The 25,658-nt window shown below is 72.0% G+C and carries 23 protein-coding genes and 1 pseudogene; 14 read left to right on the top strand and 10 right to left on the bottom strand.

Annotation, left to right across the window (positions count from 1 at the left end):
- The 3 genes and pseudogenes from AXW62_RS31255 to AXW62_RS31245 form a co-directional block, all read left to right on the top strand.
- A pseudogene (locus tag AXW62_RS31255) lies at positions 1–164 on the top strand (flavodoxin-dependent (E)-4-hydroxy-3-methylbut-2-enyl-diphosphate synthase); the annotation flags it as partial.
- 23 nt (positions 165–187) lie between these two features.
- The gene (dxs, locus tag AXW62_RS31250) at positions 188–2,122 is read left to right on the top strand and encodes a 1-deoxy-D-xylulose-5-phosphate synthase (RefSeq protein ID WP_030827129.1); all 1,935 of its coding nucleotides are present in this window, start codon (positions 188–190) and stop codon (positions 2,120–2,122) included.
- Complete coding sequence (locus AXW62_RS31245; protein WP_060947458.1) at positions 2,119–3,522, top strand: aspartate aminotransferase family protein; 1,404 nt, start codon at positions 2,119–2,121, stop codon at positions 3,520–3,522. Before dxs ends, AXW62_RS31245 begins: the two co-directional genes overlap by 4 nt.
- An 88-nt stretch (positions 3,523–3,610) precedes the next feature.
- On the opposite strand, the gene AXW62_RS31240 is transcribed toward AXW62_RS31245, so the two are convergent.
- The gene (locus AXW62_RS31240) at positions 3,611–4,435 is read right to left on the bottom strand and encodes a tyrosine-protein phosphatase (RefSeq protein ID WP_060947457.1); all 825 of its coding nucleotides are present in this window, start codon (positions 4,433–4,435) and stop codon (positions 3,611–3,613) included.
- A 468-nt stretch (positions 4,436–4,903) separates the two neighbouring features.
- Here AXW62_RS31240 and AXW62_RS31235 point away from each other — a divergent pair, with 468 nt between their 5' ends.
- Positions 4,904–5,701, top strand: coding sequence for an SGNH/GDSL hydrolase family protein (locus AXW62_RS31235; protein WP_060947456.1), 798 nt, complete (start codon positions 4,904–4,906; stop codon positions 5,699–5,701).
- Positions 5,702–6,029: 328 nt separating this feature from the next.
- Here AXW62_RS31235 and AXW62_RS31230 read toward each other — a convergent pair whose 3' ends face one another.
- Positions 6,030–6,473: an ATP-binding protein gene (locus AXW62_RS31230; protein WP_236259025.1), complete on the bottom strand. Its 444-nt coding sequence runs from the start codon at positions 6,471–6,473 to the stop codon at positions 6,030–6,032.
- Between the two features lie 136 nt (positions 6,474–6,609).
- Here AXW62_RS31230 and AXW62_RS31225 point away from each other — a divergent pair, with 136 nt between their 5' ends.
- Positions 6,610–7,476 carry a Sco1979 family transcriptional regulator gene (locus AXW62_RS31225; protein WP_030827119.1) on the top strand — a complete coding sequence of 289 codons (867 nt, stop codon included), beginning with the start codon at positions 6,610–6,612 and terminating at the stop codon, positions 7,474–7,476.
- Between the two features lie 3 nt (positions 7,477–7,479).
- The gene (locus tag AXW62_RS31220) at positions 7,480–7,731 is read left to right on the top strand and encodes a DUF397 domain-containing protein (RefSeq protein ID WP_030827117.1); all 252 of its coding nucleotides are present in this window, start codon (positions 7,480–7,482) and stop codon (positions 7,729–7,731) included.
- Here AXW62_RS31220 and AXW62_RS31215 read toward each other — a convergent pair.
- The 5 genes from AXW62_RS31215 to AXW62_RS31195 form a co-directional block, all read right to left on the bottom strand.
- On the bottom strand, positions 7,685–8,668 hold the full coding sequence (locus AXW62_RS31215; protein ID WP_060947455.1) for an STM4011 family radical SAM protein: 984 nt from the start codon (positions 8,666–8,668) through the stop codon (positions 7,685–7,687). The genes AXW62_RS31220 and AXW62_RS31215 overlap by 47 nt on opposite strands.
- Positions 8,669–8,679: 11 nt before the next feature.
- Positions 8,680–10,038, bottom strand: a complete 1,359-nt coding sequence (locus AXW62_RS31210; RefSeq protein ID WP_060947454.1) for an STM4012 family radical SAM protein — start codon at positions 10,036–10,038, stop codon at positions 8,680–8,682.
- Positions 10,035–10,838 (bottom strand): STM4013/SEN3800 family hydrolase, encoded by an 804-nt coding sequence (locus AXW62_RS31205; RefSeq protein WP_060947459.1) that lies wholly within the window; start codon positions 10,836–10,838, stop codon positions 10,035–10,037. The genes AXW62_RS31210 and AXW62_RS31205 overlap by 4 nt, the downstream gene beginning before the upstream one ends.
- Before the next feature lie 11 nt (positions 10,839–10,849).
- Entirely contained in the window at positions 10,850–12,022 is a 1,173-nt protein-coding gene (locus tag AXW62_RS31200) for an STM4014 family protein (RefSeq protein ID WP_060947453.1), read from the bottom strand.
- Between the two features lie 125 nt (positions 12,023–12,147).
- Complete coding sequence (locus AXW62_RS31195; RefSeq protein ID WP_060947452.1) at positions 12,148–13,101, bottom strand: STM4015 family protein; 954 nt, start codon at positions 13,099–13,101, stop codon at positions 12,148–12,150.
- 204 nt (positions 13,102–13,305) lie between these two features.
- On the opposite strand from AXW62_RS31195, the gene AXW62_RS31190 reads away from it, so the two are divergent.
- From AXW62_RS31190 to AXW62_RS31175, 4 genes are all read left to right on the top strand, one after another.
- Positions 13,306–14,217 (top strand): glycoside hydrolase family 19 protein, encoded by a 912-nt coding sequence (locus tag AXW62_RS31190; RefSeq protein WP_060947451.1) that lies wholly within the window; start codon positions 13,306–13,308, stop codon positions 14,215–14,217.
- A gap of 98 nt (positions 14,218–14,315) precedes the next feature.
- A complete protein-coding gene (locus AXW62_RS31185) occupies positions 14,316–15,224 on the top strand; it encodes a GNAT family N-acetyltransferase (protein WP_060947450.1) in 909 nt (302 codons plus the stop codon).
- Between the two features lie 69 nt (positions 15,225–15,293).
- Complete coding sequence (locus AXW62_RS31180; RefSeq protein ID WP_060947449.1) at positions 15,294–16,592, top strand: MBL fold metallo-hydrolase; 1,299 nt, start codon at positions 15,294–15,296, stop codon at positions 16,590–16,592.
- Positions 16,593–16,908: 316 nt separating this feature from the next.
- On the top strand, positions 16,909–17,778 hold the full coding sequence (locus AXW62_RS31175; protein ID WP_060947448.1) for a chitosanase: 870 nt from the start codon (positions 16,909–16,911) through the stop codon (positions 17,776–17,778).
- 191 nt (positions 17,779–17,969) lie between these two features.
- Here the strand turns inward: AXW62_RS31175 and AXW62_RS31170 are convergent, their stop codons facing one another.
- From AXW62_RS31170 to AXW62_RS31160, 3 genes are all read right to left on the bottom strand, one after another.
- Positions 17,970–18,659, bottom strand: coding sequence for a gamma-glutamyl-gamma-aminobutyrate hydrolase family protein (locus AXW62_RS31170; protein ID WP_060947447.1), 690 nt, complete (start codon positions 18,657–18,659; stop codon positions 17,970–17,972).
- A gap of 12 nt (positions 18,660–18,671) precedes the next feature.
- Positions 18,672–20,267, bottom strand: coding sequence for an ethanolamine permease (gene eat / locus AXW62_RS31165; protein WP_060947446.1), 1,596 nt, complete (start codon positions 20,265–20,267; stop codon positions 18,672–18,674).
- Positions 20,268–20,702: 435 nt separating this feature from the next.
- Entirely contained in the window at positions 20,703–21,440 is a 738-nt protein-coding gene (locus tag AXW62_RS31160) for a FadR/GntR family transcriptional regulator (RefSeq protein WP_060947445.1), read from the bottom strand.
- Between the two features lie 186 nt (positions 21,441–21,626).
- On the opposite strand from AXW62_RS31160, the gene AXW62_RS31155 reads away from it, so the two are divergent.
- The 4 genes from AXW62_RS31155 to AXW62_RS43365 form a co-directional block, all read left to right on the top strand.
- On the top strand, positions 21,627–22,994 hold the full coding sequence (locus AXW62_RS31155) for a glutamine synthetase family protein (RefSeq protein WP_060947444.1): 1,368 nt from the start codon (positions 21,627–21,629) through the stop codon (positions 22,992–22,994).
- 142 nt (positions 22,995–23,136) lie between these two features.
- A complete protein-coding gene (locus tag AXW62_RS31150) occupies positions 23,137–24,537 on the top strand; it encodes an aldehyde dehydrogenase family protein (protein WP_060947443.1) in 1,401 nt (466 codons plus the stop codon).
- Positions 24,533–25,339: a 3-oxoacyl-ACP reductase gene (locus tag AXW62_RS31145; RefSeq protein ID WP_051885911.1), complete on the top strand. Its 807-nt coding sequence runs from the start codon at positions 24,533–24,535 to the stop codon at positions 25,337–25,339. The genes AXW62_RS31150 and AXW62_RS31145 overlap by 5 nt, the downstream gene beginning before the upstream one ends.
- A 69-nt stretch (positions 25,340–25,408) precedes the next feature.
- Positions 25,409–25,658 (top strand): DUF2510 domain-containing protein (locus AXW62_RS43365; RefSeq protein ID WP_159060999.1); only part of this gene is annotated, 250 nt, incomplete at its 3' end.

Here is a 25,658-nt window from a genome sequence, read left to right as displayed (position 1 = left end):
CCTCCGGCAATGGCAAGGGGCAGATCTTCGTCAAGGGCGAGGTCATCAAGACCGTGCCGGAGTCGAAGATCGTGGAGACCCTGATCGACGAGGCCATGAACATCGCGCGGCGCATGGAGGACGAGGGGGTCCCGTCGGGTACCCCGGATATCACCGTGCGCTGAGACACCGAGGAGGGGAACCGAGCATGCCGTCGCTGGAGAACATCAGGGGCCCGCACGACCTCAAGGCGCTGACCGGCGAGGAACTGGAGGCGCTCGCCCAGGAGATCAGGGAGTTCCTGATCACGGCGGTGGCCAGGACCGGGGGCCATCTGGGGCCGAACCTGGGCGTGGTCGAGCTGTCCATAGCCCTGCACCGCGTCTTCGACTCGCCCGCCGACCGCATCCTGTGGGACACCGGACACCAGTCCTACGTCCACAAACTGCTCACCGGCCGCCAGGACTTCTCCAAGCTCCGGCACAAGGGCGGACTGTCCGGCTATCCGTCACGGGCCGAGTCCGAGCACGACGTCATCGAGAACAGCCATGCCTCCACCGTGCTGGGCTGGGCCGACGGCCTCGCCAAGGCCAACGAGGTGCGCGGCGGCACCGACCACGTCGTCGCCGTCATCGGGGACGGGGCGCTGACCGGCGGGATGGCCTGGGAGGCGCTCAACAACATCGCCGCCGCCCGGGACCGGCCGCTCATCATCGTCGTCAACGACAACGAGCGCTCCTACGCGCCGACCATCGGCGGGCTGGCCAACCACCTCGCCACCCTCCGCACCACCGACGGCTACGAGCGCTTCCTGGCCTGGGGCAAGGAGATGCTGCAGCGCACCCCCGTGGTCGGCCAGCCGCTCTACGGATCGCTGCACGGCGCCAAGAAGGGGTTCAAGGACGCCTTCGCGCCACAGGGCATGTTCGAGGACCTGGGGCTGAAGTACGTCGGCCCCATCGACGGCCACGACACCGAGGCCGTCGAATCGGCCCTGCGCCGCGCCAAGCGGTTCCACGGGCCGGTCCTGGTCCACTGCCTCACCGAGAAGGGCCGGGGCTATCCGCCCGCGCTGGAGGACGAGGCGGACCGTTTCCACACCGTCGCCGCGATGGACCCGCTCACCTGCGCGCCCCTCGTCCCCTCCGGCGGCCGGTCGTGGACCTCGGTGTTCGGCGAGGAGATGGTGCGGATCGGCGCCGAACGGCCCGATGTGGTCGCCCTCACCGCCGCCATGCTGCACCCCGTGGGCCTCGGCGGCTTCGCCCAGGCGTATCCGGAGCGGGTGTGGGACGTCGGCATCGCCGAGCAGCACGCGGCGGTCTCGGCGGCCGGGCTCGCCACCGGCGGACTCCATCCGGTCTTCGCCGTCTACGCCACCTTCCTCAACCGCGCCTTCGACCAGCTCCTGATGGACGTCGCCCTGCACAAGTGCGGGGTGACCTTCGTCCTGGACCGGGCCGGGGTCACCGGCACCGACGGGCCCAGCCACAACGGCATGTGGGACATGTCCGTCCTCCAGGTGGTCCCCGGGCTGCGGATCGCCGCCCCGCGCGACGCCGACCAGCTGCGCGCCCAGCTGCGCGAGGCGATCGACGTGGACGACGCGCCGACCGTCATCCGCTTCCCCAAGGAGTCGGTGGGGCAGCCGATCCCGGCGATCGGCCGCGTCGGCGGCATGGACGTGCTGCGCCGGGGCGAGGACGTGCTCCTCGTCGCCGCCGGGGTCATGGCCACCGTCGCACTGCGCGCCGCCGAGCTGCTGGCCGAGCGCGGTATCGGCTGCACGGTGATCGATCCGCGCTGGGTCAAACCCGTCGACCCCGAGCTGCCCGGCCTCGCGGACCGCCACCGGCTGGTCGCGGTCGTCGAGGACAATGTGCGCAGCGGCGGGGTGGGCGCGGCCGTCGCCCAGGCGCTGCGGGACGCCGAGGTCGACCTGCCGGTACGGACGTTCGGCATCCCCGAGGCGTTCCTGCCCCATGCCAAGCGCGGGGAGCTGCTCGCCGACATCGGGCTCACCCCCGCCGAGATCGCGGGCCGGATCGGGGCGGCCCTGACCCGTATCGAGGCGCGGCCCCCGCGGCGGCCGGACACCGCCGCCCAGGCCCGTACCGTCGCCACCAAGGAGAGCCAGGGATGACAGCAGCCGAGCAGCCGCGTTCGGGCTTCGACCTCGGAAAGCTGCTGGCCGAGCGCGCGTCGGAGCGGTACGACCTGCACAGCCGGTACCTCAACCACCAGCTGCCCCGGATGCTGCACACCATCGGCTTCGACAAGGTCTACGAACGGGCCGAGGGCGCGTACTTCTGGGACGACGAGGGCCAGGACTACCTCGACATGCTGGCCGGCTTCGGGGTGATGGGCCTGGGCCGCCACCACCCCGTGGTCCGCAAGGCGCTGCACGACGTCCTGGACGCCGACCTGGCCGACCTGACCCGGTTCGACTGCCAGCCGCTGCCCGGGCTGCTCGCCGAGCGGCTGCTGGCCCACGCCCCGCACCTGGACCGGGTGTTCTTCGGCAACAGCGGCACCGAGGCCGTCGAGACGGCCCTGAAGTTCGCCCGCTACGCGACCCGCAAGCCGCGCGTCCTGTACTGTGCCCACGCCTTCCACGGGCTGACCACCGGCTCGCTGTCGGTCAACGGCGAGGACGGCTTCCGCAAGGGGTTCGCCCCGCTGCTGCCCGACACCGCGATCGCGATGGGTGATCTGGCGGCGCTGGAGCGGGAGCTGGCGCGCGGGGACGTGGCGGCGTTCGTGGTGGAACCCATCCAGGGCAAGGGGGTGCACGAGGCCCCGCCCGGCTTCCTGCGCGCCGCACAGGAACTGCTCCACCGTCACAAGGCCCTGCTCATCGCGGACGAGGTGCAGACGGGCCTCGGCCGCACGGGGGACTTCTTCGCCTACAGCCACGAGGAGGGCGTCGAACCGGATCTGGTGTGCGTGGCCAAGGCCCTCTCCGGGGGCTATGTGCCGGTCGGCGCGACCCTCGGCAAGGACTGGATCTTCAAAAAGGTCTATGCGTCGATGGACCGGGTGCTGGTCCACTCGGCCAGCTTCGGCTCCAACGCCCAGGCCATGGCAGCCGGGCTCGCCGTCCTCGCCGTCATGGAGGACGAGGGGATCGTGGCCAACGCCCGCCGCACCGGCGACCTGCTGCGCGAGCGCCTCACCGCGCTCGTGGACCGCTACGAGCTGCTGCACGACATCCGCGGCCGGGGGCTGATGATCGGCATCGAGTTCGGCAGACCCAGCTCGCTGGGGCTGCGCAGCCGCTGGACGATGCTCCAGGCGGCGCGCAAGGGGCTGTTCGCGCAGATGGTCGTCGTCCCGCTGCTGCAGCGCCACCGCATCCTCACGCAGGTGTCCGGCGACCACCTGGAGGTGATCAAGCTGATTCCGCCGCTGATCATCGGCGAGCGGGAAGTGGACCGCTTCGTCGAGGCGTTCACCGCCGTCATGGACGACGCGCACGGGGGCGGCGGCCTGATGTGGGAGTTCGGCCGGACTCTCGTCAAACAGGCGGTGGCCAACCGCTGACCGATGGGGGGCCGGGCACGCGGTGCACCGCGCGGGCCCGGCCCGGTCTGCCGCGCCGGGCCGAGCCGTTCGGGCCGCGCGGGCCCGGTCAGCCGGTGAGCAGCCGCTCCCGGAGCCGTTCGCGCCGCTCCGGGGTGAGCCCGAGCGCCTCGGAGAGATAGCGCTCGGTGCCGCCCCAGGTCTCCTCGATGGTCGCGAAGGCCGCCGCCAGGTATTCGGCGCGTGCGTCGAACAGCGGCAGCAGCAGCGCCATGACCTCGGGGGACATCGGGTCGGAGCCGTCCCCCGGAGCGCCCTTGCGCCAGATCTTGTAGCGCCGGTGGGCGGCGGCCGACGCGAGGTAGTCGGCCTCGATGGCCTCCCGGTCGACGCCGAGGGCCAGCAGGGTCACCGCGATGGACAGCCCGGCCCGGTCCTTTCCGGCCGAACAGTGCATCAGCACCGGAGAGCTGTCCTCGGCCATGTCGCTGAGGATCCGGCCGTGCTCGACGATCCGGCTGGTGATGATCGCGCGGTAGGAGCCGATCATGCGCTTCTCGGCCCGTCCCTCGGAGAGCAGCTCGCGCAGGGTGTTCAGATCGCCCTCGCGCACCATCCTCCAGAACCCGGCGCCGTCGGCCGGGTCGGACAGCGGCAGATTGACGTTCCGGACCCCGCGGAGGGCGACGTCCGGGCCTTCGAGCTTGATGTCGGCGGCGTTGCGGAAGTCGAAGACGGTGTGCAGGCCGAGCGAGTCGAGGAACGCCGTATCGGACGCGGTGGCATGGGCGAGATGGCCGCTGCGGAACAGCACCCCGGGCCGTACGCGGCGGCCGTCGGCAGCCGGCAGCCCACCGAGATCACGGAAGTTGCGTACCCCCACCAGCTGGGTTTCGGCCTGGGGGACCTGCGGCGACTCCGACTGCTGCGTCACGGGCTCTCCTTCACCATCGGCCGCCGACGCGGCTCGTCGACGAGGCGGCTGAAGCCGACCCTACGACATGGGTGCAGGGGCAACCGGTCCCTCGGAGGCGCGGGCGGCATTGCCGCGCCGCCCGCCCTCCCCGAACCTGGGGGGACCGGGCGGAGAACGGGGGCGCGCGGTGACCGGGACCGGGGGAAGCGGCCGGCCCGGGTGCGCTCGGGGCGGCCCGGCGGCCACGCCCCGCACCCCACCGAGCGCGGTGAGCTGTTCACCCGCCGGTGGCCGCCTGCCGGGGCCGCGCACCAGGAGCTGCCCGCCGGGGGCCGCGCACCGGACCGAGCGGCGACGGCGGCCCCGTCGCCGCCGTATTCCACGTATTCCACGTTCGCCGAAACTGACCAGGTGGGATACATCACCCGACGTCAAGCCCTGGTTACGGTGGCGTAAGTCACGCCATCGGGTGAATGATGACCCGACGTGGCAGACGATAAGGAGAGATTCAGCAACGGTTCCATCGGGTCGTACGCGGCCGTCGGCGACAGCTTCACCGAGGGCGTCGGCGATCCCGGTCCTGACGGGGTGTTCGTCGGCTGGGCCGACCGGCTCGCGGTCCTGCTGTCCGACCAACGACCCGAAGACGATTTCCGCTACGCCAATCTGGCCGTACGCGGTCGGCTCCTGGACCAGATCGTGACGGAGCAGGTGCCGCGAGCGATCGAGCTCGGTCCGGACCTGGTCACCTTCTGTGCGGGGGGCAATGACATCCTGCGGCCCGGCAGCGACCCCGACGATGTCGCCGAACGGTATGAGGCGGCCGTGGCCGATCTCAGAGCCCAGGTCGGCACGGTACTGCTGTGCACCGGGTTCGACACCAGAGGGGTGCCGGTGCTGCGCCATCTGCGGGGCAAGATCGCCACGTATACGGCGCATGTGCGGGCGATCGCCGACCGCTACGACTGCCCGGTCCTCGACCTGTGGTCGCTGCGTTCGGTGCAGGACCGCCGGGCCTGGGACGCCGACCGGCTGCACCTGTCGCCGGACGGGCACACCCGGGTCGCGCTGAGGGCGGGTCAGGTGCTCGGGCTCGACGTCCCCGCCGACCCCGACCAGCCCTGGCCCCCGGAGGGGCAGCGGACCGCCGCCGAGGTGCGGCGGGACAACATCCACTGGGCGCGCGAATACCTGGTGCCGTGGATCGGACGCCGGCTGCGCGGAGAGTCGTCGGGCGACCATGTGGAGCCCAAGCGGCCCGATCTGCTGCCGCTGCGGCCGTGACCGTCCCGTGACCTGAAGCGGTCCCGGAGGAATAGGGGCAGACCCCCGTTGGCGCCCTGGAGCCGGCCCCCGTGCGGCCCCCGTGCGCTGTCGCTGCCCCTATTCCCTCGGCACCGCTCGTTCCGAGCCCAGCTCCTCCGGCCGTGCCTGCCCTTGGTCGTGCGTCGGTTGTGCGTAGGTAGTGCGTGGGTGGTGCGTGGGTCGTACGTCGCTCGTGTGTCGGTCGTAGGTGAGTCGTCTTCGTCCGTGCTTCTTGTCCGTACTTCTTGGTCCGTGCTTCTTCGGTACCGGGTCGTGCCAGTGCGTTCGGTGGTGCTGCCGGGGGCCGTCAGACCGCCAGATAGGCCCAGACGGCGCGGCCGGTGTCCCCGTGGTTCGGCCTGACCCCCCACGCCTCCGACAGGGCCTCCACCAGCATCAGCCCGCGGCCGCCCTCCTGGTCCGCGCTCACCGACCGGGCCTCCGGCACGGTGCGGGCGCACCCCTGGTCGGCCACCTCGAGCCGCAGCCGGGCGCCTATGAGCTGCAGGGAACAGCGCACCTCCTCGCTGGAGGTGTGGCGCACCGCGTTGGTGAAGAGCTCGGAGACGATCAACTCCGCGCTGTCCCGGGTGTCCTCGCCGATACCCCATGAGCGCAGCCGCCGGACGACATGCCTTCTCGCCTCGGCGACGGACGTGCTCAGCGCCGGCAGACGAAACACGTCGTGGCGGGGCGGAGCGACCACGGTGCCGCCGCGCCCTAACCGGAGAGCCTCATAGGAAGGAGCCACGCCGACACTATGCTCTGTCACGATCGCGTCTGGCAAGGTTCAATCTGTAAATTACAGAATCGGAAGCGCAGGCTGTTCGGAATGCTGAGCCCGTGCCAGACTGCTGTGTCGTGAAGGTTTTTGGAGGGGGACGGTAGTGGCGGATGCGCGGGCGGGCGGAGCCCCGACCGTCCTGCGAGTCGTGCTCGGCAAACGACTCCAGGACCTTCGGGAGAAGGCCGGGCTGTCGTTCGAACAGGCCGGGCGTGCCCTGGACGTCACCCATGCCACGATCCGCCGCATGGAGAAGGCCGAGGTCGGCCTGAAGCTCCCGTACGTCGAGAAGCTGCTGCGGACGTACGGCGTCACCGACCCCGAGGAGGTCGAGGGGTTCCTCTCGCTCGCCCGCGAGGCCAACAAGGCCGGCTGGTGGCACCGGTTCCGCGATGTCCTGCCGGAGTGGTTCAACACCTTCGTCAGCCTGGAGGTCGAGGCCAATCTGATCCGGGCCTACGAGCCGCACTACATCCCCGGACTGCTGCAGACCGAGGACTACGCCCGCGCAGTGCTCCGCGCGGGCATGCCGCACGCGCCCGAGACCGAGATCGAGCGCAACGTCGCGCTCCGGATGGAGCGCCAGGCGCTGCTCACCCGGGACAACCCGCCGATGCTGTGGGTGGTCATGGACGAGACGGTGGTGCGCCGTCCCATCGGTGGTGCCGAGACCATGCGCGCCCAGATCTCACGCCTGATCGAGGAGGCGGAGGCGCCCCATGTCCGGCTCCAGATCATGCCGTTCGACGCCGGCCCGCACCCGGCGATGTACGGTCCCTTCCATATCTTCCGGTTCCCGATCCCGGAGCTGCCCGATATCGCGTATACGGAGACGCTCGTCAGCGGCTCCTACTTCGACCAGCGCGATGACGTATCGGCGTTCCTGGAGGCCCTGGACCGGATGTGCGCGCAAGCCGCGCCTGCACAGACGACTCAGGCCATTCTGAGTCGCATTCGCAAGGAGATCTGAACGATGGATCGCATATGCGGGAGCCGCGTCTACAGCGGCATGCCGGCCAGGGAACTCGGCAGCGAGGGCTGGCACAAGCCGTGGAGCGGTGGCAACGGGGGAAGCTGCGTCGAGGCGATGAGGCTGAAGGACGGCCGGGTGGCGCTGCGCCAGTCGACCGATCCGGACGGACCGGCCCTGATCTACACCCATCTGGAGATGAAACGCTTCATCCAGGGGGCGAAGGCCGGAGAAGCGGACTTTCTGTTCCTATGACGTCCTCCGTGCTGTCCGGTTCTGTGACGCTCATCGTGACCAGGGGGATCGAGGGGGAAACAGTGTGACCGACCGACCACGCACCGACCGGCGGGGGCGGCGCCGGGATGCGTTCCAGCACGCCGCCCGCGAACACGTCGTACAGCGGCAGCGACTCCAGGTGCACATAGCCGATGTGGCAGTCGCAGACGGCCAGCGGACAGGGACGGGGCCGTAGCGCCGCGCGGTACGACCCGTCGTAGAGATTGCCCAGTTCCGTACGGACGAAATGGCAGCGGCGCACCGTGCCGTCGCCGTCCACCGAGATCACCGAAGCGCCGGTCCGGCATGGCAGACCGGCGCTTCGGTGCGGATGGCGGCTGTAGCCGAAGAGCGGGTCCAGCGCGGTCCACTCGGCCGCCTCGGCATCCGTGTAGGTGTGTCCCTCGGCCGCGTTGACCCACAGGTAGACCTGGTCGGGGAGGTCGGCGCGCAGCCTGCGGGCCCGGTCCAGATGGGCGGGCAGCCCCACGATGCCGACGCTGTGGCGCACCCCGCGTGCGGCCAGCTCCCGGCACCTGGCGAGGAACCGGTCGTACGGCGTCTGGTCCGGGTGGTAGGTGCACCACAGGGCGAGGGTGGCGGGGTCGGCCTCGGCCGTCCAGCCGGTCCGGCAGCTCAGATTGGTCTGGATGGCGACCCGTTCGACGTGGGGCAGATGGCTGAGCCCGATGAGCGCGCGGCGGTACCAGGAGCGCACCAGCCCCTCGCCCCAGGGGGTGAACAGCACCGACAGCCGGTCGTCGGTCCGCTCCGCGACCCAGGACGTGAACCGCTCCAGCGCCGCGCGGTCGGCGCGCAGCCGCTCCGGGCTGTCGCGGCGCTTGGCGAAGGGGCAGTACGGACAGTCGTAGTCGCACGAGGCGAGCGGGCCCCGGTACAGAATGGTCAAGTCCACGCCTGGCTCCCTCATTTCAGGTCGTACGCGGCCATGGCGGCGCGCACGGCGGGCGAGAACAGTTCGGGGCCGAGCGCGTCGGAGTACGCCAGCCCCTCGGCGGACAGCCGCAGCCGTTCGGGGGCCGCGTCCGGATCCAGCCAGCCGCGGGCCGCGAACCGGGCCAGCTCGGCGGCGAAGTCCTCGGCCGGATCGGTGCCGAACCGGGCCCGGTACTCCGCCGGATCCATCCCCTCGGCCTGGAGGACGGACTGCAGCAGATGGCGCCGGCGGGCCTCGTCGCCGGTCATCTCGCGCCCGTGCTCGGCGCGGGCGAAGTCGGCCGCGGGCCGGGAGACGTAGTCGTCGATGATGCCGCGGATCTCCCGCATCTCCACTGCGTAGTCGAAGGAGTAGTGCAGGGCGGAGGTGTAGGAGCGGGCGCCGCAGCCCAGGCCCACCATGCCGTCCGTCTGGCAGGCGTGGTCCCCGCTGCCGGCCGCGGGCGCGTGCCCGGCGCGGAACATCCGCATCGAAACCTGTTCGTAGCCATGGGCGAGCAGGTGGTCGCGGCCCGAGCGGTACAGCCGCAGCCGCCGCTCGTCCCACTCCGCGTCCCCCTCCGCCTCCCGATCCCCGGCCTCCTTACGGCCGAGCCCGGTCAGCGGGCGCACATAGAGGGGGTAGAGATACAGCTCCTCGGGGCGCCAGGCCAGGGCGGCGTCCAGGGACCGGCGCCAACTGTCCTCCGTCTGACCGTCGATGCCGTAGATCAGATCGATGTTGAGCACCGGGATGCCCGCCTCCCGGATCCGGGCCAGCGCCGCCTCCACATCGGCCCGGCGCTGCGGCCGCACCGCCGAACGCGCCTCCGCGTCGACGAAGCTCTGCACCCCCAGGCTCAGCCGGGTGGTGCCGCGCCCGGCCAGCACCGCGAGCCGGTCGGCCGTGGCGGTGGCCGGGGATGCCTCGACCGAGAGCGGCACGGCGGCCAGATCCGCGCCCATCCCCTTCTCGGCGATGTCGCACAGCCGCTCCAGCTCGGCCGCCTCCAGGAACGTGGGGGTGCCGCCGCCGAACGCCGCGGTGGCGAACCGGGCGCCCTCCCCGAGCGCCTCGCGCACCGCCCCGGCCTGCCGCTCCAGCGCGTCCAGATAGGCGGTCACCAGCCCCTCGGGGGCGCCGATCCGGGTGAAGAGATTGCAGAAGCCGCAGCGCACCTCGCAGAAGGGGATGTGCAGATACAGCGACAGCGCGTCCTTCGGCTCGGCCGCCCACAGCTCGCGCAGCGCGGGACGGTCCGCGAGCGGCCGGTAGGCGGTCTTGTGCGGATAGGCGTAGACGTACGACTGGTAGGGGCGGACGGTCGAACCGCGGGTGCCGGTGTTCATGGGGCCTCGAGGAAGAAGTGGGTGTACGGCACGGTCCAGACGGCCCTGTGACCGAGCCGGTGGCCGGTGTAGCCGTCGTCGCCGTACGCGGTGCCGTGGTCGGAGCAGACGATCGCGAAGGCCGGGCCGCGGCCGCTCACGGCGTCGAAGAGCCGGTCGATATGGCGGTCCACGTACTCCAGGGCGGCGGCGTGGCTGGCGCGGGAGTCGCCCGCCTCGCGGGTGGCGCCGGGCAGGTGGAACCAGTTGGGCTGGTGCAGCGCCGAGACGTTGACGAAGAGGAACAGCCGCCGGCCGGGGGCCAGACCGGCGATCACCTGCTCGGCGCGGTCGATCTGCGCCTCGAAGGAGGTGGGGGACGGGACGCCGAACTCCGGCTCCCAGTGGCTCTCCTGGAAGTAGCCGGGCAGCACCGAGCCCAGCGGCCCCCGCTTGTCGAAGAAGCCGACCCCGCCGATGCACACCGTGTGGTATCCCGCCGCCGCGAGCCCCGACACCAGATCGGGGGTCTCGAACACATAGGTGCCCGCCGCGGTGGTCTCACTGCCCGCGAAGCGGGCCGCGAAGAGCCGGCGGTGGGGTCCGGGGGTGGCCGGGGTCGGCAGGAACCCCGCGAACATCGCCTGGTGGGAGGCGTAGGTGAAGCTGCCGGGGGCATGCCGCTCGTCCCACACACCGCCGGGGAGACGGCTCGCCAGACGCGGCGTACGGCCGGCGGCGGCCAGCTCGGCCGCCACGTCGTAGCGGAGGGTGTCGAGGGTGATCAGCAGCAGATCGTGGCTGCCCACGACCTCGTTCATATCCGGTTCAGTCAGCGGCATCCCGGGGGCGCTCCTTTCCGCTCGTCGCGTGCGGTACGGGACCCGCGGCCCGCCTGGCCGCGGACCACGGCGGCGACCTGTGCCGCATAGGTGTCCAGCCCCTCCGCGCCGCTTCCGGCCAGACCGGTCAGCCGGGGCAGCAGATCGCCGAACGCGTTGACCTCCCCGACGGCGAACCGCCGCCACCGCTGGCCCGGCAGCAGATCCACCCCGACGCACAGGGTGTCCGGGAAGCACTCCGCGGCCCGCTCCGCGATGCCCAGCACCTCGCTCCAGACCACCCCGGACGCCTCCGCCGCCTCGCGGGCGGCGGCCAGATCGCCGCGCACCCCGCCGAGGTGGAGATTGGTCATGGGGGAGCGGCTGGTGCGCACCACGGCGTGGGTCGCCCGGCCGCCCACCACCACGATCCGCAGATCGGCCACGCGCTTGCCCTGGGACGCCTTGGGCAGCCAGCGCTCGATGTGCAGCCCGTCCGGCGCCAGTCTGTCGACGATCGCGGCGACCTCCGCCTCGGTCTCGTACCGCCGCACCCGCAGCGAGTTGAACAGCCGGCCGTCCTCTGTGCGCTCCACGGAGGTCGTGGCCCGCACCCGGCCGGGGCCCGCTGTCTCCACGGCGAGCACCCCGGAGGCGGAGGAGCCGTGGGCGAGCTTGACGAAGGCGCGGCGCAGCCCCGGGCTGCCGAGCGCCGCGCGGACGTCGTCCCAGCCGCGCACGGGCGGCGCCTGCGGACCGGAGGTCGGCGAGGGCGGGACCGGTACCCCGGCCCGCTCCAGCACCCCGTGGCACAGCCGCTTGTCGAACAGGACGGCCAGCTCGCCCGGATCGTCGAGCAGGGTGGCACCGGCCGCGTCCGCCGCCGCCGCGATGCCCCGGACGGCCTCGGTGAACCGCGCGTACCAGCGAGCGGTGCCCTCGACCCGGGTGGGGTCGGTGGCGCCGCGCAGCAGCCACTCCACCTCCTCGTCCTCGCCCGGCGAATCGATCCGCACCGTTTCGCCGGGCCGGAAGGTGGCACCGTCGGTCAGCACGCGGTGCCAGGCCAGCACCCGGGGCGGGGGCACCCCGGCGGCCAGGGCGGCGTCGGTGAACATCGCCACCCGGCGGTTGCCGGGGTTGCCGACCACGGCGAAGCGCGTCTCATGCGGAGACGGCGGCATGGGGGAACTCCTGCGTTCTCGGTCGGATTCTCGGTCGGGTACTCGAGGGGATTCTCGGTCGGGTACTCGAGGGGATTCTTGGTCGGGTTCTCGGTCGGGTTCTCGGGAGGAGGCGGGGGCGGGCATCACTCGGAGACGGCGGTGTAGCGGAACACCTCGCCCTCGTCTTCGTCCTCGTCGCCCTTCTCGGACATCTCGACCACCACCCCGAACGGCTCCAGGGCCGTGCGCAGCCGCTCCTCCACGGCCGCGGAGAAGTAGTTGTGGTCGAGGCCGAGCCGCTTCAGATGGGTGAGCGGCCGGCCGTCGAGCAGCGCCGCCGCGCCCTCGTCGGTGAGCACGCCCATGGACAGGTCGAGGGATTCGAGCTGGGCGACCACGGGGGCCGCCGCCACGGCGGCGGCGATCTCGTCCTGGATCTCGCTGTTCCGCACGCCCAGGTGGCGCAGTGCGGGGAACGTGCCGCCGGCCAGGATCGGGGCCAGGTCGGCGACGGTGGTGTCACCCCCGTACTCCTCCACACCCAGCCACATCTCCAGGTGTTCGAGCGCGGGCAGGTGGCTGGCGGCCACTCCGCGCACCACCGCGCCGGGCAGCCCCCCGGTCTCGAAGCGGAGGGTGCGCAGGTGCGGATGGGTGACGGCGGGGAAGGACAGCCCGCTCCCACCGCGGACGCCCAGCTCGCGCAGGCCGGGGAAGGCGTGCAGGACCGGGGTCACATCGGACTGCTGGATCCAGGAGATCTCCGACTCCTCCTGGGCGATGTCGCCCAGGAAGACCGCCTCCAGCGAGGTCAGCCGGTCCTTGGCGGCGAGGAGCCGCTCGATGGCGTCAGCGGCGTCGCCCTCGTAGGTCTCGCCCCACATGCCGATGATCAGCGCTCGCACCCGGGAGGGGTCCACCTCGGTCAGGAAACGCTGGAACCGCCCGTCGAAGTCCTCGCCCGACTCGTCGCGGTACGGGTTGTAGGAGATGCGCCAGGCGACCGCGTCCGGCCCGGGCAGCTCGGTCTCCTCGTCGGGCAACGGGAAGTCGAAGGCCGGAAGGCCGTGCAGTTCGTCCAGGTGGTCGACCGACATGGGCGGTATCTCCTGTTGCGTTCGAGCGAGCGTGCCCGATTCCGAAGGGCGTGCGAAGAGTTGTACCAAGCGCCACTGACAACCGCCCCGGCGGCCTTTTTGCTCATCCCCGCACAAAGGTCTGGTCTGGACCTTGACTGGTATAGACCAAGCGGGTTTGAGTGTCTCCGAAGTTCCCGGACCTTCGTGCGAAGGAGACCCCCCATGCGGAGAAGAAGACGCGTCCTGGCCCCGCTCGCGGCGACCGCGGCGGTGTTCGCGAGCGTGCTTGTCATGCCCATGGCCTCGGCCTCGGCCTCCGAGGCCGGGACGACCGCCCAGGCGGCCTGTAACGCCCCGAACTGGGTGGCGGGCAAGTGGTACGTCACCGGTGACATCGTCCGCTACACCGACGGCAAGTACTACCGCGCCGAGCATGACAACCCGGGCTATGACCCGGTGATCAGCACCTGGTACTGGGAGCCCTACGACTGCGGCTCCGGAGGCCAGAACCCGAGCGGCTTCGTGGTGACCGAGGCCCAGTTCAACCAGATGTTCCCGAACCGGAACTCGTTCTACACCTACCAGGGCCTGACCGCGGCCCTGAGCGCCTACCCCGGCTTCGCCAACACCGGCAGCGACACCGTCAAGAAGCAGGAGGCGGCGGCCTTCCTGGCCAATGTCAGCCATGAGACCGGCGGTCTGGTCCACATCGTGGAGCAGGACACCTCCAACTACCCGACCTACTGCGACTGGAGCCAGCCCTACGGCTGCCCCGCAGGCCAGTCGGCGTACTACGGCCGCGGACCGATCCAGCTCAGCTGGAACTTCAACTACAAGGCCGCGGGTGACGCGCTCGGCATCGATCTGCTCGGCAACCCCTGGCTGGTGGAGCGGGACGCCGCGGTGTCCTGGAAGACCGCCCTGTGGTTCTGGAACACCCAGACCGGGGCCGGCACGATGACGCCGCACAACGCCATGGTCAACCAGCGCGGCTTCGGTGAGACCATCCGCAGCATCAACGGCAGCAAGGAGTGCAACGGCAACAACCCGGGCCAGGTGCAGAGCCGGGTCAACACCTACCAGCGGTTCGTCCAGATACTCGGCACCACCGCCGGTTCCAACCTCAGCTGCTGACCGTCCTCAGCTGCTGACCGTCCGCTGAACGGCCGTCGGGCCCAGGGACGGGGAAATTGAGGTGCGCCGCCCCGCCGCCCCGCGTCAGCCTGGAGCGCATGGCGTGGACGGTGACGTACGACCTCGAGGAGTTCCGGGCCGCGGCGGGCGGCTTTCTGGGCGCCCGCCCGGCCCGGCACACCACCCTGCTGACGGTGGTCTCCTCGCTGGCGGCGGTGGGCAGCGGCAGATACGGCGATCAGCCGCCGTACTTCGGCTGGTGGACCGGGGAGGGGCCGCCGGCCGGGGCCGGGGCGGGCCTCGTGCGGGGGGCGTTCCTGTGTACCCCGCCCTACCCCCCGCTGCTCTCCCCCCTGTCCGGCGAGGCGGCGCGGGCGCTCGCCCGCACCCTCGCCCGGGACGGCGAGTGGCCGGTCACCGGCGTGCACGCCGGGCGCGAGACCGCCGAGACCTTCGCCGCCGCCTGGCAGCGCCTCACCGGCACGGTGAGCAGCGTCGAGGAGACGAACCGGCTCTACCGGCTCGGTGCCCTCACCTCGCCCGACCCCGCCCCACCGGGGCGGCCCCGCACCGCCACCGCCGCCGACCGCGACCTGCTGATCTCCTGGTGCGAGGGGTTCGCCCGCGACACCGGTGCGCTGCGGGGCGATACCGCCGCGCACGTGGACGACAAGCTCGGCTACGGCGGGATCACGCTGTGGGAGCTCGACGGGCGGCCGGTGTCCTGCGCCGGGCTCAGCCGTACGGTCGCCGACATGGCCCGGGTCGCCCTGGTCTACACCCCGCCCGAGCTGCGCGGATGCGGCTACGCGGGAGCCGCCACGGCCGCCGTGAGCCGGGCCGCGCGGGACGCCGGGGTCAAGGAGCTCCTGCTCTTCACCGATCTCGCCAACCCCACCAGCAACGCCCTTTACCAGCGTCTCGGCTACCGCCCGGTGGAGGACCATCTGCTGCTCTCCTTCGCCCCGGCCGCACACGCCGTTCCGGAACAAGGTCACCCCTCGTAAGAGTTGAGTCATTGCGCCCAACGGCACAGTGCGTTCGGGCGCTCCGCCGCCCCCTACCCTGGAGGATCCGTGACCGGCTCCCATCCGACACGTTCCCGGCTCGCCGCCGCCCTGCGTCCCGCCGCCTTCGGGGCGGATCCCGCCGGGGAGCGGATGGAGCGCATCCGGCGGTCGCCGAACTTCGCGAACGGCGTGTTCGTCAACCCGGTCGGTGCCCGTACCGCCCCCTCCGGCTCGATGCTGAAGTTCGCGGCCACGTACTTCCGCAAGGAGGAGCGCATCCGCAGGTCCCCGGCCGGGACCGTGCCGGTGCATCCCACCACCGTCGCCGACCTGGCCGTTCCGCCCGCCTCCGGGCTGCGGCTGACCTGGATGGGGCACTCCAGCGTGCTCGCGGAGGTCGACGGGCGGCGGGTGCTGTTCGACCCGGTGTGGGGACAGCGCTGTTCGCCCTTCGCGACGGTGGGGCCGAAGCGGATGCACCCGGTACCGGTGCCGCTGCGGGAGCTGGGGCCGGTGGACGCGGTGGTCATCTCCCACGATCACTACGACCACCTGGACATGCCCACGATCCGGGCGCTGGTGCGCGGCCGCGCGATGTTCGTCGTCCCGCTCGGGGTCGGCGCCCATCTGGAGCGCTGGGGCGTCCCGGCCGACCGGATGACCGAACTGGACTGGCACGAGTCCACCGAGGTCGCCGGGCTCGTGCTCACCGCCACTCCGGCCCGCCACTTCTGCGGGCGCGGGCTGCGCAACGCCCAGCACACCCTGTGGGCCTCCTGGGTGGTGGCCGGTCCCGAGCACCGGGTCTACCACAGCGGGGACACCGGCTACTTCCCCGGTTTCGCGGACATCGGCGCGACGTACGGGCCGTTCGACGCGACGATGATCCAGATCGGTGCGTATTCCGAGCACTGGCCGGACATCCACATGACCCCCGAGGAGGGCGTGCGGGCCCACGTCGATCTGCAGGGCGGGGACCCGGCGAAGGGGATCATGCTGCCGATCCACTGGGGCACCTTCAACCTCGCCCCGCACCCCTGGGAGGAGCCCGCCGAGGGCACGGTGGCGGCGACAAGGGCGGCCGGGGCGAACGTGGCCGTTCCGCGTCCTGGGCAGCCGTTCGAGCCGGTGCGCGGGCTGCCGCTGGATCCGTGGTGGCGGGCGATCGCGGCCCGGCCGGTGACGGTGCTGCCGGGCGGGGGCGTGCCCCAGCCGGCCGGTGCTGCCGGGGCGTCCGGCCCGTCCGGGGTGTCCGACCCGTCCGGGGCGTCCGGCGCGTCCGGCTCGTCAAGCCCGTCCGGGACCCCGGGGGCGACCGGGGCGACCGGTGGTGCTGACCCCGCGATGCCCATTCCCCAGCCGTAACACGGCGGTTGGCCACCGTCTGACACCGAGACGGGCTGCGTCGGGGGTTTCGCCGCGTGGGGTTGCTTCATCGAGCGGGGCTGCTCCGTCGAGCGGATCTGCTTCATCGCGCCGGGTTCTGCGCCGAGTTGGGCCGCTTCGCCGAAGGGGGCTTCTTCGCCGAATGGTGTCGAACCCCTTGTGGGGGGCACGTCGCGCTCGCTTGAATGGTTAGGAAAGGTTCCTAACGGATCGCCCAGGGCCCCGGGACTGCCCCGGCGCGCCCTGGGACGGCCGTGCGTACTTCCCCCCACAGCCGATCGGGAACGGAGTCACCATGTCCCCCCTGACCAGGAGGATCGGCCTCGCGGCCGCGGCCGTCGCGGTACCGGCCGCGTTCGTCTTCACCGGTGTCGGAGTCGGGCAGGCGTCCGGCGACCAGCCGGCCACGGCGGATGCGCGCCCCCACCACTCGGCGCACAAGGCCGTCGCGGCGACCGGCCTGGACGACCCGGCGAAGAAGGAGATCGCCATGAAGCTGGTCTCCAGCGCCGAGAACTCCTCGCTCGACTGGCGCGCCCAGTTCTCCTACATCGAGGACATCGGCGACGGCCGTGGCTACACCGGGGGGATCATCGGGTTCTGCTCCGGCACCGGCGACATGCTGGACCTCGTCGAGTACTACACCCAGCAGAAGCCCGGCAACGTCCTGGCCAAGTACCTCCCCGCGCTGCGCGAGGTCAACGGCAGTGACTCCCACGAGGGTCTCGACCCCGGCTTCACCGAGGACTGGAAGAAGGCCGCCGCCGACAAGGCGTTCCAGGACGCCCAGGAACACGAGCGCGACCGCGTCTACTTCGACCCGTCCGTCGAACAGGGCAAGACCGACGGTCTGGGCGCGCTCGGCCAGTTCATCTACTACGACGCGATCGTGATGCACGGCCCCGGCGACAGCCGGTACAGCTTCGGCGGCATCCGTAAGACCGCCCTGTCCCAGGCCGAGCCCCCGGCGCGGGGCGGCGACGAGGCCACGTACCTCAACGCTTTTCTCGACGCCCGTAAGGAGGCCATGAAGAGCGAGGAGGCGCACAGCGACACCAGCCGGGTCGACACCGAACAGCGGAAGTTCCTGAAGGAGGGCAACTTCGACCTGACGCCCCCGTTGCGGTGGCAGGTCTACGGAGACCCGTACGAGATCACCTCCTGACCGGGGCACGTCCCCCTCGCGGGCTTCCGCCGGATGACCACGAGGACGACGGCCACGAGGGCGACCACCGCGAGGGGACACCGCGAGGACGACCACCGCGAGGGGGCGCTGCGAGGGCGACCCCTGTGAGGGGGCGCTGCAAGGGCGACCACCGCGAGGGGCGACCACCGCGAGGGGGACGTGGCGAAAAGTCAGCCCGACGCCGCCGCCACCAGGGCCCGCATGACGCGGACGTCGTCGCCCGCCTCCGGGTGCCACTGCACGCCCAGCACGAACGCCTCCGCGCCCGGCAGTTCCACCGCCTCCACCGTTCCGTCGTCCGTGGCGTGGGCCGAGGGGATCAGGCCCTCGCCCAGCCGGGCCACGGACTGGTGGTGGAAGGTGGGGACGGTCACCGGCTCCGGGAGGATCCCGGCCAGCAGCGTGCCCCGGACCGGTTTCACCTCGTGGTGGTCGAAGACGCCGGGCGGGCCCGCGTGGTCGTCCAGGTGCTGCAGGAGCGTGCCGCCGAGGGAGACGTTCAACAGCTGGTGGCCGCGGCAGATGCCCAGCAGGGGAGTGCCGGACGTCAACGCCGCGTCGATCAGGGCCAGTTCCCAGGCGTCCCGCTCCCGCGCGGGCGGGCCCGTGCGCGGGTCCGCGTCGGCCCCGTACCGCACGGGCTCCACGTCCGGGCCGCCCGAGACGACCAGCCCGTCCAGCCGGGAGACGACGGCGGCGGCCGAGCCTGCCGTGCCGTCCGGCGGCAGCAGTGCCGCCAGGCCGCCCGCGCGCTGCACCAGCCGGTGGTAGCCCGAGGGCAGCAGCGCGGCGGGGAGATTCCACACGCCCCAGCTCGCCGAGGGTTCGAGGTAGGTGCTGATGCCGATCAGAGGGGGCACATCGGTCCAATCTCAGTCGCGGGACAGTTCCGCCTCGGCCTCCGCCAGCGCCGCGAACTCCTCCTCCGGCGCCGCCGCGACCAGGCGGTGGCGGCTGTAGAAGGCGAAGTAGGCCAGCGCCACCGCGTAGACACCCAGCGCGATGAAGGCCGCGTCCTTGTCCACCAGGAAGGTGGCCACCAGCGCCGAGCAGGCCAGGACGAAGGCGAGGGACGACGTTACCGTGCCGCCGGGGGTGCGGTAGGGACGCTCGAGACCCGGTTCCCGGCGGCGCAGGACGATATGGGAGAGCGACATCAGGGCGTACGAGATGGTGGCGCCGAAGACCGCGACGTTCAGCATCCGGGCGCCGTCGCCGGACCACGCCGCCAGGGTGAAGCCGATCGCGCCCGGGACCAGCAGGCCCAGGAACGGGGCCTTGCGGCTGCTGGTCAGGGAGAGGAAGCGGGGCAGATAGCCGGCCCGGGAGAGGGCGAACAACTGGCGCGAACCGGCGAAGATCAGCGAGAAGAAGGAGGCCACGAGCCCGGCCAGCCCCGCGTAGTTCACGATGCGGGACAGCACGGTCGCCTTGCCGTCCGGCTGGAGCGCCTCGACCAGCGGGTTGCCCGCCTCCTGCACGGCGCCGGGGCCGCGCGCCCCGGTCGCGGCGAGGAAGGTGAGCAGGGCGAGGAGCAGCAGGACGCCCATGGACCAGGCCATGGCCTTCGGCAGCGTACGGGCCGGGTCCCGGGTCTCCTCCGCCGCCAGCGGCACCCCCTCCACCCCCAGGAAGAACCACATGCCGAAGGGGAACGCCGACCAGATGCCGAGCAGCCCGAACGGCAGCCAGGAGCCGGCGCCGAAGGCCGAATGGTCCACCGGGATGTCGTTGAGCGAGCCCGCGTCGAAGTCGGTGAACGCGCCGGCGGCGAAGACCAGCAGCGCGGTGACGGCGATGGCGGTCACGACCAGGCTGAACCGCAGGGCCTCGCCCACGCCCCACAGGTGGATGCCGATGAAGAGGACGAAACACGCCAGGTAGACCGGCCAGCCGGACTCCAGGCCGAACAGCCCGAGCGACTCGACGTAGTCGCCGATGAAGATGGAGATGGCGGCGGGGGCCAGGACGTACTCGATGAGGATCGCCGTACCGGTGAGGAAGCCGCCCCAGGGGCTGAGGGCGCGGCGCGCGAAGCCGTAGCCGCCGCCCGCCGTGGGGAGGATCGCGGCCAGCTCCGCCAGGGCGAACACCATGCAGGTGTACATCACGCCCATCAGCAGGGCGGCGATGGCGAGACCGCCGAAACCGCCCTCCGCCAGGCCGAAGTTCCAGCCGGAGTAGTCGCCGGAGACGACATAGGCGACGCCGAGGCCGGTCAGCAGCAGCGGGCCCGCGCTGCCGCGCCGCAGGGTGCGGCGCTCCAGATACGCGTTCTCGGGGGAGGGCCCTGATGACTCCGGGGATGCAGGTGATCCGGGAGATACCGGCGTTCCTGGTGTTCCCGGTGTTCCCGGTGTTCCCGGTGCCCCCGGCGGCCCCGACGGTGCCGGGGTGCCGCCCGGTGGCGCGCCGCTGACGGAGGCGCGGGCGGACTCGGTGCGGGCGGACTCGGTTCCGTCGGCCATGGGGGGCTCCTGCTCCACACGGGGGCGATGGCAAAGGTGTGGGGCCATACCTTTGCCTTCCCGCCAGCGTTGCGCAAGACCTGTGCGTAAAACCGCCGTTACGGCGCCCCGGCCGACCGGGCGTGCGGGCTGGACCGGGCGGGAGGACCGGACCAGGCGGGCGGGACCGGACGGCAGGGCGAGTCGCACCGACCGGACGGGCGTGCCGACCGAGCGAGTCGTGCGGTGCCGTGCCGACTGGCCGTACCGTGCTGACCGGGTGAGTGGCACCGGCCGGGCCGTGCCGTGTCGAGCGGCCGTGCCAACACCGATCGGGCGAGTCGTGCCGTACCGACCGGGCGTACCGACCGACCTGGCTGGACCGACCGACCGCCCGACCGTGCCGTGCCGATCTACCGTGCCGAGCGGCCGTGCCGTCCCGACCGGACGGGCGGATCAGGCCAAGAAGCCGCGTAGCAGCGCCGCCGTGCCCTCGCAGTGTTCCCGCATCACCTCGCGTGCCCCGTCCGCGTCCCGGTCCAGGACCGCCTCGACCAGCGCCGCGTGCTGGGCCTGTGAGTGTTCGAGGTTCTTCACCAGCAGCGGGATGCAGTCCAGCAGGTCGTTGACGGTCGCGCGGACGGCCGCGTACTGGGCGGCCAGCGACGGCGAGCCCGCCAGCTCCGCGAGCGTCAGGTGGAGCATCGTGTCCAGCCGCCGGTAGTCGGCGAGCGGGGCGTCCCGCGTCGCGTCGAGGGCCGCCCGCAGCCGCCGCGCCTGCCCGTCGTCCAGTCCGTGCGCGGCGCACAGCCCGGCCGCGCCCACCTCCAGGACCTCGCGGAACCGCAGCGTGTCCTCGACGTCGACCGCCTCGACCCGGCGCCGCAGCTCGTCCTCGCCGCCCCTGGCGGGCTCCGGCCTGGTCCGGACGAAGGTGCCGCCGTAGCGGCCGCGGCGGCTCTCCACCAGCCCCTGGTCCTGGAGCACCTTCAGCACCTCGCGCAGGGTCACCCGGCTGATCCGCAGCCGGTCGGCCAGCTCCCGCTCGGCCGGGAGCCGGCCGCCGTCCGGGACGAGTCCCAGTCGCAGCACCTGGAGTATCTGCTCCAGCGCCTCCTCGAAGCCGTTCCCCGCGCGCACCGGGCGCAGCACCGGCGCCAGCCGGTCACCGCCCCCGCTCTGGCTCTCGTTCATGGAACCGCCCGTATCTCCTTCCCAACCAAAGGTCTGCGGTATTACCTTAAGGCCACCCCGCGCCCCCGGACCCACCCGCGCTCTCAGACCCGCCCCCGCCCTCAGACCCATCCCCAAGCCCCCACACCCCAAGCCCCCAGACCCACCCCGCGCCGCCAGACCCCGTTCCGACGCCAGGAGGCCTCCGTGGCAGACCGCACGCCCCCGCTCTCGGTCGACGAGCTGACCAGACTGGTCGCCGCCGGGGAGATCGACACCGTCGTCCTGGCCTTCACCGATATGCAGGGAAGGCTCCAGGGCAAGCGGTTCGCCGCCCGCTTCTTCCTCGACGACGTCCTGGAGCACGGCACCGAGGGCTGCAACTACCTCCTCGCGGTCGACGCCGAGATGAACACCGTCGACGGCTACGCCATGTCCTCCTGGGAACGCGGCTACGGCGACTTCGCCATGCACGGCGACACCGCCACCCTGCGCCGCACCCCCTGGAACCCCGGCACCGCCCTGCTCACCGCCGACCTCGCCTGGCACGACGGCACCCCCGTGGCCGCCTCCCCGCGCCAGATACTGCGCCGCCAGCTCGACCGGCTCGCCGAGCGCGGCTGGACCGCGTACACCGGCACCGAGCTGGAGTTCATGGTCTTCAAGGACAGCTACGAGCAGGCGTGGAACGCCGGTTACCGCGGGCTCACCCCCGCCAACCAGTACAACGTCGACTACTCCGTCCTCGGCACCGGCCGGGTCGAGCCCCTGCTGCGCCGCATCCGCAACGAGATGGGCGCCGCCGGGATGACCGTGGAGTCGGCCAAGGGGGAGTGCAACCTCGGCCAGCACGAGATCGCCTTCCGTTACGCCGACGCCCTGACCACCTGCGACCAGCACGCCGTCTACAAGACCGGCGCCAAGGAGATCGCGGCCCAGGAGGGCATGGCGCTCACCTTCATGGCCAAGTACGACGAGCGCGAGGGCAACTCCTGCCATATCCACCTCTCGCTGCGCGACGAGGCCGGGCGCCCCGTGCTCGCCGACGACGACGGCCCGTACGGCATGTCGAGGACCATGCGCCACTTCCTCGCCGGACAGCTCGCGGCGCTGCGCGACTTCACCCTGCTCTACGCCCCGAACATCAACTCCTACAAGCGGTTCCGCCCCGGCTCCTTCGCGCCCACCGCCGTCGCCTGGGGCCCGGACAACCGCACCTGCGCGCTGCGCGTCATCGGCCATGGCCCGTCCCACCGGCTGGAGAACCGGCTCCCCGGCGGCGACGTCAACCCGTACCTGGCCGTGGCCGGGATGGTGGCCGCCGGGCTGTACGGCGTCGAGCGGGAGCTGGAGCTCCCCGAGGTCTGCACCGGCAACGCCTACAACGGCGACGCCGAACACGTCCCGGTCTCCCTGCGGGACGCCGCCGAGCTGTGGCGGAACAGCCCCATAGCGCGGGCCGCGTTCGGCGACGAGGTGGTCGAGCACTACCTCAACATGGCCCGCGTCGAGCAGGACGCCTACGACACCGCCGTCACGGACTGGGAACGCTTCCGGTCCTTCGAGCGCATGTGAGGAACCGCCAGGTGAGAAATCGAGCGCATGTGAGGAATCGCCAGGTGAGTAACCGAGCGCATGTGAGGAACCGCCAGGTGAGAAATCGAGCACAGGTGAGGAATCGCCAGGTGAGAAACCGAGCACAGTGAGGAACCGCCAGGTGAGCAACGAGCACCCGCACCCCGACGACCACCCCCATGAGCACCGGGTACTCAACCCGGCCACCGAGGAGGTCATCGCCACCGTCCCCGCCGCCACACCGGGCGACGTGGCCGCCGCCGTGGCCCGCGCCACCGGGGCGCAGCGCCGCTGGGCCGCCCTCGCCCCCGCCGACCGCGCCCGGCTGCTGCGGCGCTTCGCCGCCGCCGTCGACGGCCACCTCGAGGAGCTGGCCGCCCTCGAGGTCCGCGAGGCGGGCCACCCCATCGGCAACGCCCGCTGGGAGGCGGGCAACGTGCGCGACCTGCTGGACTACGCGGCCGGGGGAGCGGAGCGGCTGAGCGGCGCCCAGATCCCGGTGGCCGGCGGCCTGAACGTCACCTTCCATGAGCCGCTCGGCGTGGTCGCGGTCATCGCACCGTGGAACTTCCCCATGCCGATCGCCGCCTGGGGCACCGCCCCCGCCCTGGCCGCCGGGAACGCCGTGGTCCTCAAACCGGCCGAGACCACCCCGCTCACCGCGCTCCGCCTGGCCGAACTCGCCCTGGAGGCGGGCCTCCCCGAGGGGCTCTTCCAGGTGCTCCCCGGGGCCGGGCCGGTCGCGGGCGCCGCGCTGGTCGAGCACTCCGGCGTCGCCAAGGTCGTCTTCACCGGTTCCACGGCCGTGGGCAAGGAGATCATGGCCAAGTGCGCCGCGGGCGTGAAACGGGTGACCCTCGAACTCGGCGGCAAGAGCCCGAACATCGTCTTCGCCGACGCCGACATCGAGCGCGCCGCGGCCTCCGCGCCCGGCTCGTTCCTGGACAACACCGGACAGGACTGCTGCGCCCGCAGCCGCATCCTGGTCCAGGCGTGTGTCTACGACCGGTTCATGGAGCTGCTGGCGCCCGCCGTGACCTCCTTCACGGTCGGCGATCCGGCGGACCCGGCCACCGCCATGGGCCCGCTGATCTCGGCCGCCCAACGGGAGCGCGTGCGGTCCTACGTGCCCGAGGACGCGCCCGCCGCGATCCGCGGCGAGGCCCCGAAGGGCAAGGGGTTCTGGTACCCGGCCACCGTGCTGGAGGCCACCGGCCCCGGGGACCGCACGGCCGTGGAGGAGATCTTCGGCCCCGTCGCCGTCGTCCTCCCCTTCGAGGACGAGGCCGACGCGGTACGGCTGGCCAACGCCACCGACTACGGCCTGTCCGGCTCGATCTGGACCCGCGACGTGGGCCGCGCGGTCCGGGTCTCGCGCGCCGTCGCCGCCGGGAACCTGTCCGTCAACTCGCACAGCAGCGTGCGGTACGCCACCCCCTTCGGCGGCTACAAGCAGTCGGGACTGGGCCGGGAGCTGGGCCCCGACGCCCTCGCCGCCTTCACCGAGACCAAGAACGTCTTCATCAGCACCGAGGAGCATTGACGTGACCGAGACCCTCAAGACTCCCGAGGCCCCGGTGTGCCGCCGTCTGGTGGGCCGTACCGCCGTCGTCACCGGAGCGGGCAGCGGCATCGGCCTGGCCACCGCCCGCCGTCTCGCCTCCGAGGGCGCGCGGGTCGTCTGCGCCGATATCGACGAGCGCGCCGGCAAGGCCGCGGCCGACGAGACCGGCGGGCTCTTCGTCCAGGTGGACGTCACCGAGCCCGAGCAGGTCGAGGCGCTCTTCAAGACCGCCTTCGACACCTACGGATCGGTGGACATCGCCTTCAACAACGCCGGTATCTCGCCGCCCGACGACGACTCGATCCTCACCACCGGACTCGACGCCTGGAAGCGGGTCCAGGACGTCAACCTGACCTCCGTCTACCTGTGCTGCAAGGCCGCGCTGCCGTACATGCGGCGCCAGGGCAGGGGCTCCATCATCAACACCGCCTCCTTCGTGGCCGTGATGGGCGCCGCCACCTCGCAGATCAGCTACACCGCCTCCAAGGGCGGGGTGCTGGCCATGTCGCGGGAACTGGGCGTGCAGTTCGCCCGCGAGGGCATCCGGGTCAACGCGCTGTGCCCGGGGCCGGTCAACACCCCGCTGCTGAAGGAGCTGTTCGCCAAGGACCCGGAGCGGGCGCAGCGCCGGCTGGTCCACGTGCCGGTGGGCCGGTTCGCCGAGCCGGAGGAGATCGCCGCCGCCGTGGCCTTCCTGGCCAGCGACGACGCGTCCTTCGTCAACGCCGCCGAGTTCCTCGTGGACGGCGGGATCGCCGGGGCGTACGTCACCCCGTTGTAGTCCGGGTGCGCGGTCCGGCCATCCGTGGTGTACGGAGCCCAGCCCTGGCCATAGGCTGACCGAGTGACCATGAACACGCCTCCCGGCTGGTACCCCGATCCCGGCTACGCGGGACACGGTCCCGCCACCGAACGGTGGTGGGACGGCTCCGCCTGGACCGAGTACACCCGCGACGCCTCGGGCGCCGCGGGCCCGGCCTTCGGCCCGCCGATGCCCTCCTACCCGCCGGGGCAGCAGGGGACCGGACGCGGGGCCGCGGCCCGCGGATCGCGGCGCTCGCCGTCGCCTTCGGGGTCGTCGTCGCCGCGATCGCCGGCGG

It is taken from the genome of Streptomyces hygroscopicus subsp. hygroscopicus, from assembly GCF_001553455.1.
Lineage (GTDB): Bacteria > Actinomycetota > Actinomycetes > Streptomycetales > Streptomycetaceae > Streptomyces > Streptomyces hygroscopicus.
This window is presented reverse-complemented; position numbering and strand designations above follow the sequence as displayed.

Bases quoted from the DNA above. Each gene is read 5' to 3' on its own strand.
- eat (WP_060947446.1), bottom strand. From the start codon at position 20,267: ATGGCCGACGGAACCGAGTCCGCCCGCACCGAGTCCGCCCGCGCCTCC.
- AXW62_RS31195 (WP_060947452.1), bottom strand. From the start codon at position 13,101: ATGTCGGTCGACCACCTGGACGAACTGCACGGCCTTCCGGCCTTCGAC.
- AXW62_RS31185 (WP_060947450.1), top strand. From the start codon at position 14,316: ATGGCGTGGACGGTGACGTACGACCTCGAGGAGTTCCGGGCCGCGGCG.
- AXW62_RS31205 (WP_060947459.1), bottom strand. From the start codon at position 10,838: ATGAACGAGGTCGTGGGCAGCCACGATCTGCTGCTGATCACCCTCGAC.
- AXW62_RS31160 (WP_060947445.1), bottom strand. From the start codon at position 21,440: ATGAACGAGAGCCAGAGCGGGGGCGGTGACCGGCTGGCGCCGGTGCTG.
- AXW62_RS31245 (WP_060947458.1), top strand. From the start codon at position 2,119: ATGACAGCAGCCGAGCAGCCGCGTTCGGGCTTCGACCTCGGAAAGCTG.
- AXW62_RS31175 (WP_060947448.1), top strand. From the start codon at position 16,909: ATGTCCCCCCTGACCAGGAGGATCGGCCTCGCGGCCGCGGCCGTCGCG.
- AXW62_RS31190 (WP_060947451.1), top strand. From the start codon at position 13,306: ATGCGGAGAAGAAGACGCGTCCTGGCCCCGCTCGCGGCGACCGCGGCG.
- AXW62_RS31200 (WP_060947453.1), bottom strand. From the start codon at position 12,022: ATGCCGCCGTCTCCGCATGAGACGCGCTTCGCCGTGGTCGGCAACCCC.
- AXW62_RS31220 (WP_030827117.1), top strand. From the start codon at position 7,480: ATGGATCGCATATGCGGGAGCCGCGTCTACAGCGGCATGCCGGCCAGG.
- dxs (WP_030827129.1), top strand. From the start codon at position 188: ATGCCGTCGCTGGAGAACATCAGGGGCCCGCACGACCTCAAGGCGCTG.
- AXW62_RS31210 (WP_060947454.1), bottom strand. From the start codon at position 10,038: ATGAACACCGGCACCCGCGGTTCGACCGTCCGCCCCTACCAGTCGTAC.